This is a genomic window from Chitinophaga sp. S165 (genome assembly GCF_003182155.1).
Lineage (GTDB): Bacteria > Bacteroidota > Bacteroidia > Chitinophagales > Chitinophagaceae > Chitinophaga.
Map to the genome: position 1 here is coordinate 257,819 of NZ_QGTG01000001.1, position 13,497 is coordinate 271,315.

Annotated in this window: 11 protein-coding genes; 10 read left to right on the plus strand and 1 reads right to left on the minus strand. The window is 45.3% G+C overall.

What is annotated here, in order from left to right; translation table 11 throughout:
• Position 1 precedes the first annotated feature (1 nt).
• Entirely contained in the window at positions 2 to 1,462 is a 1,461-nt protein-coding gene (locus C7475_RS00970) for a S8 family serine peptidase (RefSeq protein ID WP_110050076.1), read from the minus strand.
• 234 nt (positions 1,463 to 1,696) lie between these two features.
• Here C7475_RS00970 and C7475_RS00975 point away from each other — a divergent pair, with 234 nt between their 5' ends.
• The 10 genes from C7475_RS00975 to C7475_RS01015 all read left to right on the plus strand — a co-directional run bounded on the left by C7475_RS00975 (position 1,697) and on the right by C7475_RS01015 (position 13,183).
• Positions 1,697 to 2,896 (plus strand): GTP-binding protein, encoded by a 1,200-nt coding sequence (locus C7475_RS00975; protein ID WP_110050078.1) that lies wholly within the window; start codon positions 1,697 to 1,699, stop codon positions 2,894 to 2,896.
• Between the two features lie 212 nt (positions 2,897 to 3,108).
• The gene (locus tag C7475_RS32865; protein WP_158286376.1) at positions 3,109 to 3,264 is read left to right on the plus strand and encodes a hypothetical protein; all 156 of its coding nucleotides are present in this window, start codon (positions 3,109 to 3,111) and stop codon (positions 3,262 to 3,264) included.
• Positions 3,265 to 3,322: 58 nt separating this feature from the next.
• On the plus strand, positions 3,323 to 3,733 hold the full coding sequence (locus C7475_RS00980) for a cupin domain-containing protein (protein WP_110050080.1): 411 nt from the start codon (positions 3,323 to 3,325) through the stop codon (positions 3,731 to 3,733).
• A gap of 113 nt (positions 3,734 to 3,846) precedes the next feature.
• The gene (locus tag C7475_RS00985) at positions 3,847 to 4,917 is read left to right on the plus strand and encodes a thioredoxin family protein (RefSeq protein ID WP_199236151.1); all 1,071 of its coding nucleotides are present in this window, start codon (positions 3,847 to 3,849) and stop codon (positions 4,915 to 4,917) included.
• Between the two features lie 92 nt (positions 4,918 to 5,009).
• A complete protein-coding gene (locus C7475_RS00990; protein ID WP_110050083.1) occupies positions 5,010 to 5,696 on the plus strand; it encodes an isochorismatase family cysteine hydrolase in 687 nt (228 codons plus the stop codon).
• A gap of 51 nt (positions 5,697 to 5,747) precedes the next feature.
• Positions 5,748 to 6,275 carry a hypothetical protein gene (locus C7475_RS00995; protein WP_110050085.1) on the plus strand — a complete coding sequence of 176 codons (528 nt, stop codon included), beginning with the start codon at positions 5,748 to 5,750 and terminating at the stop codon, positions 6,273 to 6,275.
• 220 nt (positions 6,276 to 6,495) lie between these two features.
• Positions 6,496 to 7,101 (plus strand): RNA polymerase sigma factor, encoded by a 606-nt coding sequence (locus C7475_RS01000; protein WP_110050088.1) that lies wholly within the window; start codon positions 6,496 to 6,498, stop codon positions 7,099 to 7,101.
• A 15-nt stretch (positions 7,102 to 7,116) separates the two neighbouring features.
• Positions 7,117 to 8,082: a FecR family protein gene (locus tag C7475_RS01005; protein ID WP_110050091.1), complete on the plus strand. Its 966-nt coding sequence runs from the start codon at positions 7,117 to 7,119 to the stop codon at positions 8,080 to 8,082.
• A gap of 17 nt (positions 8,083 to 8,099) precedes the next feature.
• Positions 8,100 to 11,627, plus strand: coding sequence for a TonB-dependent receptor (locus C7475_RS01010; protein ID WP_110050094.1), 3,528 nt, complete (start codon positions 8,100 to 8,102; stop codon positions 11,625 to 11,627).
• 26 nt (positions 11,628 to 11,653) lie between these two features.
• A complete protein-coding gene (locus C7475_RS01015) occupies positions 11,654 to 13,183 on the plus strand; it encodes a RagB/SusD family nutrient uptake outer membrane protein (protein ID WP_110050096.1) in 1,530 nt (509 codons plus the stop codon).
• The last annotated feature ends 314 nt before the right edge of the window (positions 13,184 to 13,497 follow it).

Consider the following 13,497-nt stretch of genomic DNA (forward strand, 5'->3'; position numbering starts at 1 on the left):
ATCAGAAGCCAACTGCGGCATTTGCGTCGATCAGGCCCCAGCCGAATTTGCTGCTTCTGCTATTGGCAAACCCGGATGCACGGGCCATCCTGGCTATAATGCTATCCCTCGGATAAGCCGGATATTTACTCCAGACCAATGCTGCGATTGCCGCACAACTGGCCGTTGCCACAGAAGATCCGCCTACAGTAGAAGGTACATTTCCGGTCATGGCAATGCTCAAAGGATTTCTTCCGGACGATTTTTGCATAACAATAGCAAAGTCGACCTTACTACCCGTATGACAAGCGTCGCAGCGATCTCTCAGGTTGTCCTTCATTCCTGTAACTGCCACTACCTGTGGCTGATTGGCCGGAAATATTACTCCTACAAAACCTGCAAAGAAGGAAGTGGAAGTACCTGCCGCACAGAACATCAGTTTTTGTTTGCTGTAAGCATAACTAAGGGCGTCTTTAATCTGACCTGAACTAAAGAGCGTGCCCATACTCATACTGATGATCTTCACCGCAGGATCGTCAGCGCCCAATACATACGCATTGGTAACGCCATTAATTGCACTGGTGGAAAGCAATACAACATTCTCCGCTGCATGTACAATGACAAGATCACAGTTATAGGCTATCCCGGCAGTATTACCGTCAGTGCCTCTCGGTCCTGCAAGCACACCTGCCATACTGGTGCCATGCCCGCATGGATCGTCCGGACTGCTGTTGTAAGTGCCCAGTTTTTGTATGGTCCTGCCCGAAGACAAGCCCTGATTGAAAGCGCTTCCCAGGTTCTCCTGCTGCGGACTAACGCCTGTATCAATGATCATCACTTTAATATGCTGTCCCGTTGAACGCTGCCATGCCTGTTCTATGCGATGATAACCATAGTTCCAGGAGAGTTTGGCAGCTGGTGATATCGCCATAAAGTCAACACCTGCAACGAGATCTGTCTTGGCCGAGTTATAACCACAACCTGAGGCCAGAATGTCTGATGCTGCCGCTGCGTCTCTCGGATTTACATCTTTCATAAAAGCACCATAACCGATAGGCTCCGCATAACGCACTTTGTCAGATGACCGGAGAGCGCTGACAGTTTCATAACGACTGACGCGTACGTTCAGGAAACGTAGTTTTTCAGCAGTGGGATTATGTTGATCTTTTCCTGACGCGACATCTTCTTTATTGCCGATCAACGCTAATATTTCGCCTGCGCTGGAAGATGCAGAATATCCTACGGAAAGGATACTATCCCCATGCAGCAAGGCACTCCAAACCATTGTATCGTTCGCCATTTTCCAATCGAAATAGCCATGCGCGTCGAGCTGCTGTTTAACAAAAGCATTAATAACCGATTTAGGTATGCGTTCCTGCGGGTCTTCTTGTCCGGGAATGGTAGTTCTAAGCGTATCTGTTTTTCGGCAGGAGGTGGAAAGTACAAATGCTACGACCACTATTATAAAATAAGGGGTTCTCATCTGTTTACGTTTTTAGTGATTAACAATCCTGACTGATAACGTGGTTACCAGAATTTACACTAATTCCCTGAGTAAGTCAAAATCATTTTAATAAGGATTTGGATTTAATCCTAAATACTATACATTTGCAACAAAGATGCAAATAGTATAGGTCACAGTCTAGAATATACTGTGCAAATCCTTTCCGGGTGCTGATTACCCGGTACGGGCGTTCTATTTTAATAACTATTTTATATGATAACTGACAGATTACCTGTAACGGTGCTGAGTGGCTTTCTCGGCGCTGGCAAGACCACTTTGCTCAATCACGTCCTGCACAATAGAGAGGGCCTGAAAGTGGCCGTTATTGTCAACGACATGAGTGAGGTTAATATTGACGCACAACTGGTCAGGAATGAGCAAACGCTGAACCGGACAGAAGAGAAGCTGGTCGAAATGAGCAATGGCTGTATCTGCTGTACGTTACGTGAAGATCTCCTGATAGAAGTAGAAAAGCTGGCGAAAGAAGGAAGGTTTGATTATCTGCTGATAGAAAGCTCGGGTATCAGCGAACCATTACCTGTAGCCCAGACGTTCAGCTACGTGGACGAAGCGAATGGTACTGACCTGAGTAGTTTGTCCAGACTGGATACACTGGTAACGGTTGTGGACTGTTTTAATTTTCTCAGAGATTTCAGCAGTATTGAAACGTTACAGGACAGGGAGGCTAGTGATATGGAAGGAGACAATAGGACCATTGTGAACCTGCTGACTGACCAGATTGAATTTGCGAACGTCATCATCCTGAATAAAACAGATCTCATTACACAGGAAGAGCTGGGAATGCTACAGGCCGTCATTCGTAAAATGAATGCCGCAGCACGCATTATTCCATCTTCCTTTGGCAGGATCGATCTGCAACAGGTATTGAATACCCACCTTTTTGACTTTGAAGAAACCAGCCAGAGCGCAGGATGGATAGAAGAACTGAACAAGTCGCATCATACGCCTGAAACGGAAGAATACGGTATCAGCAGCTTTGTGTACCGTAGCAGGAAACCATTTCATCCGGAACGTTTCTGGCAGTATCTGAACAACGACTGGCACTCCAATATCATTCGCAGTAAGGGCCTTTTCTGGCTCGCATCACGTAAAGATGATGCGCTGAACTGGAGCCAGGCAGGTGGTAGTCTGCGGGCGGAACGTGCGGGCGTATGGTGGTGCAGCATGCCTTACCAGGAACGGATACGTTACGCTTCGTTCCTGGACAATGAAGATGATATAGACAATAGGTGGGATAAACGTTTTGGAGACCGTTACAATGAAATAGTGATCATCGGCAGAGAACTTGAAAAAGATACTATCATAAGAGAGTTGGAGGATTGTCTGTGTAATGAACCAGAACTCCGGACCATGGAAAGTGGAGGCACTTTCCGGGATGAATTCCCTGTTTAATAACCCGGTAGAGATGATGAAGGAAAGGCGGTACCCCGTCACGCCCTCAGAAGTGTCCTCACTTTTGGGGGCTTTTTCGTTTGAGGCAAATACCGGAGTAACGATATGTCCGGTCCGCGGTCAAATTTGTCCATTTGCCTGATTATCCATTGGATATCGATTTATGGTAGGACTATATTTGGATCATAAAATGAAAACAAAATAGATGAGCCATGAAAAAGATTATAGGGATTCTCGCCAATATCGTCATTACAGGCCTCTTAGCAATGAGGTGTACACTGGATACCGCCAGAAACGTAGCCTCTGCCGAAACAACACCAGCCAGACAAACGCAGTCTATCCGTATAGACGCTAAGTCCCGCCGCTGATCATTCCCATAATTACCATTGATTAATTCTTATCATAAATTATTAAAACTTTTATAAAATGAAAACGAACAGAAACATACTTACAGCGTTTATTGCTATTGTAGGATTTGCAGCATTGACCATTCCAGGTTCTGCGAGTGCACAACAGAAAGGAGTTAAACGTACAGACCTTCAGCGGCATGACCTGAGTATCCCCGGTTACGAAATGATCCAGGCGGTTGTGGCCATTGACCCTGGAGTAACCGCCGCCAAACACAAACATCCGGGAGAAGAAACTATCTATGTTCTTGATGGCACCTTAGAGTATCAGCTGGAAGGACAGCCACCGGTAAAACTTAAAGCAGGAGATGTTCTCTTTGTTCCTGCAGGTGTACCTCACACAGCAAAGAATATAGGAAAAGGTTACGGCGCAGAGCTGGCTACATATACAGTTCAGAAAGGAAAGCCACTGGTAACACTGGTAAAGTAACGTACCAGGCCAGTAGTGCAAAATATATGCTCCTTGTGGAGCCGCTTATTGGAAGAAATTGATTAACGTTCCGGGATCTGTACAACAGCTCCCGGAATTTCAAATTCCAGCAGATGTCCAAACAATTCGTAAACAGAAGCGTTATTTTTTTGACCGTCTTTACCACATTGCTTGCGTTTTTTTCACTAGCCAACGCGCAGGTATCCGGAGAATTTACACAAAAGATGAAACCTTCTCTAAGTGGTGCAACCGGCTGGGTTAACACACAGCCTTTAAACCTGAAAGATCTCAGGGGCAAAGTTGTGCTTATTGACTTCTGGACATACACCTGCATTAACTGGCGGCGTACGCTTCCTTATATAAGGGAATGGGCGTCGAAGTATAAGGACCAGGAACTGGTTGTTATTGGTGTACATACACCGGAGTTCCCATTCGAAAAAGAAACGGACAATGTAAACAGCGCCATCAAAGAAATGCATATCAGTTATCCCGTAGCGGTAGATAACAATAATGCCATCTGGGAGTCACTTCAAAATGAGTACTGGCCTGCGTTATATCTCTTTGATGCAAAAGGGAAATTACGGTATCAGAAATTTGGTGAAGGTGATTACCAGGAATCGGAACTAAAGATCCGGGAGCTGTTAAAAGAAACTGCTGCCGCAGATGTTCCTGGTGGTATAACCACTCTTCAACCGGAAGGTATCGAAGCCGCTGCTGATTGGGGAAACCTCAGATCGCCCGAGAATTATCTGGGATACTTCCGTACGCAGGGCTTTGCATCCCGCGAAACGATACACCCTGATAAGCCAGTCGTTTTTTCAGTACCCGATGATATACAACTTAATCAGTGGGCACTTTCGGGAGAATGGAAGATGAGTGCAGGAAAGATTGTGATGCAAAAAAAGGGCGGTAAGATCGTTTACCGTTTTCATGCCCGCGACCTCCATTTAATTATGGGGCCTGCCACGCCGGGAACTACTGTGAAATTTCGTGTGCTTATTGATGGAAAACCTCCAGGTCCCGCACATGGACTGGATATTGATAGTGATGGAAATGGTACCGTAACAGGGCAGCGTATGTACCAGCTGATACGCCAGCCTGGCAATATTGAAGATAAAATATTTGAGATAGAATTTCCTGAAACAGAACAGGGAGTGGAAGTTTATGATTTTACATTCGGATGATCAATGCCTATTACGACTGATGAAATGCAATGATGTATACAACTGTATATAAGACGTCGGTATTTGATTCAAAGAATTAAAAAAGTAAACAAATGGACAAACAAACAATTCAGGGCTTCAAAAGGTACGGTTCCTACGAGCCCTCACGGACAGGCCTTCTACTGGTCGACCCATACAATGACTTTATACACCCCGATGGCAAAAGTTTCCCCAAAGCCAAAGAAGTAATAGAGGGTGTTCACCTGCTGGATAATCTCAGACGAATAGTTAAAAAGGCCAGAGAGCTGAGCATACAGGTCTTCTACGTCCCGCATCACAGAACATCTCCCGGAGATCTTGCCGATTGGAAATACCCTACTCCAGGACAACTTTCAACAGTAGAGCGGCTGGTTTTTCAGAGAGGCAGTTGGGGTGGCGAATTCCATGCTGATTTTCAGCCACAACCCGGCGATGTCATTGTACAGGAACATTTTGGCCAAAGTGGTTTTGCCAATACAGACCTGGACAGATTACTGAAGCAACATGATGTAGATAAGATCATACTGATTGGTATGCTTGCCAATAGCTGTATCGAGTCCACCGGCCGTTTTGGTATGGAACTCGGTTATCATGTTACCCTGGTAAAAGATGCTACCGCTGCATTTGGTTGGGACTTAATGCATGCCGCGCATGATCTCAATGGTCCCACCTTTGCCCACGCTATCATGACCAGCGATGAACTGCTAGATATTCTTCAGGGAAAACCAATACCTGTTGAAGAAGCAGTCAATGCGAAGTGAACGTATCATCATGTGATGCCAATCAGTATACAATAAATAAAATATTATCATATGCAACTTGCAGAAAAGATTGTTGATTCAAGCTTCAGCGCCATAATCAACGCACCAATTGAAAAGATCAATATACCGGAATGGGCTTTTAATTTGTCAGAGCCGGACTACCAGGCATGTTCGGCTGCGCACGTCTCTGCCGCGAAAACAATAGGAGCTGACGGCCGGCGCATGTCGATCAATGTGGAAGTGATCGGTGGAAACCCGATGGTACAGCATTACCAGGAAGAACTATCACAACCCGATCACCTGGTACTGACTTCTTTTTCCGATGTTTTTACTCCCACCGGACGTGTGGTCATCCATGTACATTGGGAGCTTTCTGTTAAAGCGATCAGCGCAACGCAGTGTGAGTTTACCAACAGGGTCGTTACACATGCTACGGAAGATATGATGCGTGGACTGGCCCGGCAGGGTATTCCTTTTGAACTATTTAAAACACAACGGACGCCTGTATCCGTCGATCATAATCGTTTGGAAACCCCGTTGTTTGCAGCCAGCATTGAACGATATGCATTGAACGGATGATGTGAGCGGGAAGAATTTTTTGTTTTAGTTGTTGACAAGCTTGCCCTGAAGGGTGCAGTACCTGGTGATTCAGAATACCACGTAAGTAAAATAATGAAAAGACAGGGAAACATCCTTTGGGCGGGCTTTTTATTTAAATGGTCATACGTTGTTAACGTAAACATAACATGTAACTAAAGTACCGCTTTATAATTTCGCGCCGGATATCTGCCAACTAACTATGATAGAGAATCTGACCGACGCGGAATTATTATCACTTTCACAGACTGGCGATGAGAAGGCGTTTGAGGCGATTATGTATAGATATAATACACAACTGTACCGGTATATTTATACACGCATCCGTAGTGAACATGACGCGAAAGACCTCTTGCAGGAAGTATTTATTTCCTGCTGGAAGAACCGGTATACTATTAATAATATAGCGGCTTATCTCAAACGGTCGGTACATTATGCCATCATAGACTGGCAGATAGAAAATAAAAAAGTACTGGCGCGGCAGGCTACACTGCTGGAAAAAGACGAACCCACAACATATCCTGTAGAAGACCAGCTGATATCTGTTGAGCTCCGGGAAGAGGTAGAAACGGAGATCTCAAAGATGAACGAAACCATGCGTAAGATCTTCGTATCCAGTCGCTGGGAATCAAAATCAATCCCTGAAATAGCCCAGGAATACGGGCTTTCCGAACAAACAGTCAAAAATAACCTCTCCCTTGCGCTCAAACGTATCCGTTTGCGCCTGGCCGCATTTTTCCTGATGCTTGTTTACATACTGGTAACATTGAGTTTACAATTCCTTAACGGTACCACTTTTCACTTTTGAGGACTTTACTGATGAATGGGAACATCATCAGACAAAGCAGCGTTGTTAGCGCTTTTAAAAAAATACCGCGCCGGCCGGTGTACGCCGGAAGAAGCTGCGCGTATCCAGGAATGGTTCGACAGCTTTGAAGAACTACCTGAGAGTGAAGACATGAGAACTGCTGCCGATGAGGTAGTGCAAAGAACAATGCATACCCTGTTCCCAGGTGGAAAAGTGTTCAGGTATATCATGCTTAGCGCCGCAGCCGTGTTGCTGGTCGCCATTACCGGCCTGCTGTTCGTTTACGGATTCTATACTAAAAGACCGGTCGCCGTTACCTATTCATCTCTTACTACAGGGAAAGGAGAACGTAAGAAATTGACCTTGCCGGATGGAAGTATACTGACTATGAACGCAGGCTCTACCATCAGCATTCCATCCAATTTCGGAGATAGCACAAGAGAAGTAATATTAACAGGACAGGGGACTTTTGATATCAGTCAAAACATTGAGAAGCCATTTATAATCCGCACGGGAAATATCCGTACTGTAGTACTGGGTACTGCTTTTGACATCAAAGCATATCCGGGTGAAAAAGATGTACAGGTAGCCGTACTAAACGGTAAAGTGCGCGTTGAAAAACATGAAAATAACCATACGGAAATACTGGCCCCGGGTGTAACCCGGGACCAGCTGCTGACCTATAACGAAGCTTCAGGCAAACATGAACTGAAGCCCTGCAAGGCAGCAGACATCGCAGGCTGGCAGCAAAACAGATTATTCTTTGAGCAGGCCACACTGGAAGAAATTGCACAGGTACTCGAAAGACAATACAATATACATATCACACTTAACGGAAAGGCAAAGAACAGATGCCGTTACACTTTATTATTGAAGAATGAAAAATTAGACAATGCGTTACAGCTGATAGAGCAGCTGTCAGGAATCTCCTACCAGGTAAATAACAATGAAATAAAAATCAACATTGCGTCATGCGAATAAAATGTAATGCGCTAACAATGAAGAGGCAGTTGCGCCTGCTCGCCTTATTTCTTTTTACTCATGTGATGTGTTTTGCAAACGACCTGCAAAATCAATACATCACTGTTACAGTACGCAATGAGCGTATTAGTCTGAACGTCAGGAATCAGCCATTGAAGAATGTGTTCATGCTGATAGAACAGAAAACAGGTCTTTCCGTAGCCTATAATGCCAGTACAGTTAATGCAATGCAGACTGTAAGCTATAAAGCGGATAATGAAATGCTTGCTACCGTATTCCAGGAGTTGCTGAAAGATTACCAGGGTACAGTAAAACAGGTGGACGACAGTCACATCTTCCTGAAAGTGGAAAAGAAAAAGGCCGTTGAGAAGATAGCAGAACCTGTTGCCGCTGTTGCTGCAGCGCCTGTTATGATCTCCGGTACGGTGACTGATGAAACCAATCAGCCGGTGCCGGGAGTAAGCATTTACGAAAAGAACACTAAGAAAAATACAACAACCGATGCGCATGGTAAATATACCATTGCAGTAAATACCGGTGATATATTGGTGTTTAACTTTATTGGTTATGCGCCGCAGGAAGTAACTGTAGGAGCTGAAAATATTATGAACGTTCAGCTGAAAGTGCAGAACAGCCAGCTGAAAGAGATCGTAGCTATCGGTTATCAGACAGTAAGAAAGAGTGATGTAACAGGTGCTATCTCCAGTGTAAAAGCGAGTGAGCTGAACCTGACTTCTCCTTCCGTTGGACAGGCGCTGGTAGGTAAAGTAGCTGGTGTGCAGGTATCGCAGGTAAGTGGTGCTCCATACGCCAGCACTAAGATCCGTGTACGTGGTATCGGTTCTATCAATGCGGGTTCTAACCCATTGTATGTAGTGGATGGTTACCCGATGGACAATGATATCTATATCAACCCGGAGGATATTGAGTCGATCGACATCCTGAAAGACGCCGCTTCCGCCGCTATCTATGGTTCCCGTGCTGCAGGTGGTGTGGTGCTGATCACTACCAAACGCGGTAAGGCAGGCAAAGGTAAGTTCGAATATGATATTCAGTCTGGTATTAACCAACTGGCAAAAAAAGTAAAACTGCTCAATGCGGATGATTTTGCCCAGTTAATGATAGATGGTAGAAACAATTCTTATAAAGATTTCGTGGTAAACGGTGGTGGTACCTGGACCGATGCTATGTATTCCGACGATAATGCAACCCGTGTTGCTAAAGTAGGTAATGCCAATGCTGTTCAGGTTGATCCGGCTTTTTATGACTTTGCGAGCCAGAAGGCGATCAAATCAAAATACAACACCGATTGGCAGGACCTCTTATATCGCAATGCAATATTCAGCCGTCACAACCTGTCATTCTCTGGTGGTAGCAACGAAGTTAAATATTACATCAGCGGTGGTTATCAGAACCAGGATGGTATTATCCTTAACACCGGTGTAAAGAAGATCAACTTCCGCGCAAACGTTGATGGGCAGATCAACTCAAAACTGAGAGCCGGCATGAATGTTTCCTATACCAATAACCAGAATAAGGAAACTGAAGAAGGTCGTTGGGACCATAACCCGATCATGGCCGCATTGCTGATGCTGCCTACTTATCGTGCTTATGACGACAACGGTAAGATAGTAAAGAATGAAGTAGCTGCGCTGTCAGCAACCTATGGTTATAACAGCTTTGAAAACCCACTGGCGATCGCGCAGGAGATCAACATCCGTCGTAAAGGCAACCGTGCTACTTATAATGGTTATGCTGTTTACCAGATACTGCCGGAGTTGTCTGTAAAGGCTAACCTGGGTACGTCCAGTTTCTCTGAGAAATACGACTATTATTATCCAACCAGCCTCAGTGCCGGCGTGAGCGCTCCTTACTCTCAGGATGCAAAGAACGCTGCCAATGCAAAAGCAAGGAACACTGGTATTGTAGATCGTCTAGGTGAGTTCACGGCTAACTATAGCAAACAATTCAACAAACATAAAATAGATGTGCTGGGCGGTTATACCATACAGCAAACAACAGGTGATGTCCTTGAAGTAAAAGCACAGGGCTTCCAGGATGACCGTATCCAGGAATTGAATGCGAAAGGCGCTGATGCGGCACTGTTCACATTGACTACAGCCTCTAAGTATACTTATACACTGCTCTCTTACCTGGGACGTATCAACTATAATTACGATAGCCGTTATTATCTGACAGCGTCCTTCCGTACAGATGCTTCTTCCCGTTTTGGTCCTGAGAACCGCTGGGGTAATTTCCCTTCAGTGGCAGCGGGCTGGAACATTTCAAATGAATCATTCTATCACGATTGGTTAGGACAGCATTCTACATTAAAGCTGCGTGCAAGCTGGGGTCTGAGTGGTAACAACAACATCGGTAACTATAACTCAACACAGGTAATGGGAACTCCGACAGGCGTACCCCTGGGCAATGGTTCCGTTAATACCGGTACGTTCGCAGGTGGTATCAAAGATCCAAAGATCGGTTGGGAGTCTACTTCACAGTATAATGGTGGTCTGGATATCGGTTTGTTCAATGGCCGTCTGAATGTGATCGCTAACTACTATCTGAGCTATTCTTATAACCTGTTGTTCAACCAGCCAATTTCCGCTATTTCAGGCGCTACTACCGTGCTGACGAACCTGCGTGATTCCAAGATCCGTAACAGGGGTGTTGACCTGCAGCTGGATGCAAGGGTCGTTGACGGAAAGGATTTCCATCTGAACTTCGCAGGTAACATCTCCGTAAACCGTAATAAGGTGCTGGATATGGGTGGAGCAAACACGATCCTGACTGCCGGTGCTGAACGTTCTTACATCACACATATTACGCAAACAGGCCAGCCTGTAGGTATGTTCTACGGATTCAGAGTACTTGGAGTTGCTACCGAGGAGAATTACAAGACTTTGGCACCATCAGCTTCCAGCTCTAATCCTTTACATCCTGGTGATCTGTACTTCTATGACAAAACAGGTGATGGAAAGGTGAATGATGCTGATAAAGATGTTATCGGCAACCCTTATCCGAAATTTACTTATGGTTTTAACCTGTCAGCTACTTATAAAGATTTCTATTTCTCTTCATCCTTCAATGGTTCTTATGGCAACCAGGTACTGGACGGACAGGATTATTATCTGTACAACATGGAAGGCTCAGGAAACCAATATGCTGACGTTGCAGAGCGTTTCCGTTCCGTTTCGCAGCCAGGCGCCGGTAAAGTGTTCAGAGCTTCCCGCGCTGGTACACAGAGCAACAGTACACGTCTGTCTACCTTCTATCTGCAGGACGCTTCTTATTTCAGATGTACCAACATCGTACTGGGATACAACTTTAAGTTCCGCGGATTGCAGGAAAGACTCGGAGTATCGAAAGCAACCATCTTTGCAAGCGTAGATAACGCATTTACGATCACCAAATACAAAGGATATAATCCTGAAGTAGACTTTGGATCTACCAGCACCAATCCGAACCTGGCTCCTGGTGTTGACTATGGGATGTATCCGCTGGTCCGTGCGTTTAACGCAGGTGTTAAACTTGGTTTCTGATCTATTGACGCTTAAACACAGAAAAAATGAAGAATAGAATATCAATTATACTGGGTCTTGCAGCTGTGCTGGCAACGACCTCCTGTAGTAAAGATTTCCTGAACCAGCAAGATCCTAACAGTCAGACAGTGGATAGTTATTTCCAGACAGAGAATGACGTACTGCTGGCTGTGAACGGAATTTATCAGTCCCTGAGAAGCAATAATGCGATCGGGGAAGGAAGCGGATTGTTCTCTGAAGAACGTTCTGACAACACTGGTCGTAATGACAATCAGTCAAATGCCGGTGAACCTTTTCAGTTCGGAGACTTTTCCCTGCTGCCAAGCAATACTAATCTGAAGTCGCACTGGGTAGCCATGTACCAGGTTATTTCAAGAGCTAACCTTGTGCTGTCAAATATCGATAAGGTGTCTTTCACCAACGAGGATACGAAGAAGGGTTATGCTGCAGAAGCGAAATTCCTGCGCGCATTGATCTACTTCCATATGGTGCGCAAATGGGGCGACCTGCCGTTGGTGAACAAACAGCTGACACTCGACGAAGTAAGAGCCAATACTTTCCGCTCAAAAGACACGGCTATCTACACACAGATCGTAACTGACCTGCTGGATGTAGTGAATAGCCCGCTGCCGAATTTCCAGACAGGCGCTAATATCGGCCGTGTTTCCAAAGCAGCAGGTAATGCATTACTGGGACAGGTATATCTGACCATGGCGACTACAATAGACAACGGCAAACGGAATGATAACCTCGCAAAGGCAAAACAATACCTGACTGCATGTTACGATATGCGTAAGTTCGGTGCTTTGAAGGAAGTGCCTTATTCAGATGTTTTCGCCGTAGAAAAGAAAGGTTCTTGTCCTGAGTTGATCTTCCAGATCGTTTACAAACAGGGCGATGCTACTTATTCTTCCAGTATCGCAGCCAATAACCAGGCTAAAGGAGAAACTATCAATTCTCAGAAAGCGGCGACCGGCGTAGGTGGTAATGTAACTGGTGATCTTGTTAAGGAATACGAAGCGAACGATCCACGCAAAGACTTCTCTATAAAATTTGCAGAAGCCAGCAATGTGAAGGACTGGTTCATTACTAAGTTCCGCGATGCCAGCGATGCGGCAGGAAAGAGTGGTTATGGCGGAAATGACTTCATCCTGATCCGTTATGCCGATGTGATCCTGATGCTGGCAGAGGTAAATATGTACCTGGGCGATAACACTACTGCTATCCAGTTCCTGGATATGGTGCGTGAAAGGGCAGGAGTACCAACCTACGCTACTGCTATGCAGGACGCGGCATACAGTACCAAGTTCCCGACACTGAAACTGGCCATCCTGCACGAACGTCGTGTGGAACTGGCTTTCGAGAACCACCGCTGGTATGACCTGCTGCGTACTTTCACCACAGAAGAGCTGGTGAACTATTTCCATGCAAAGAACCAGGCGGATTTCGGGATTGCCAAGCTGGCCAATTTTTCGGCGAAGGATCGCTATTATCCTATCCCGTTTGATGAGTATAAACTTGATCCTGTAAGAATGTATCAGAATACAGGATATTAATACGATAGATGAATGCAGCGGGAGTGCTTCTGAAAAGGAGCGCTCCCTTTTTTATAAAGTGCTGTGAACCAACTAATAAATCAGGTTTGAAGCGGCATTATACAAGGTTAATACAAGGCTTAACTTACGTTCATCTTACGTTCAAAGACGTAGGATGAACGTAAGTTAAGCCTTGTATTAACCTTGTATAATAGGAGATTGGTGGAGCTATACAGAAGGCTATTCCTCAAATAGGCATTGAAGCGGTACCCTAAAGGCATGGTAAAGGCATGGTAAAGGCATGGTAAAGGCATGGTAAAGGCATATACCGGGTT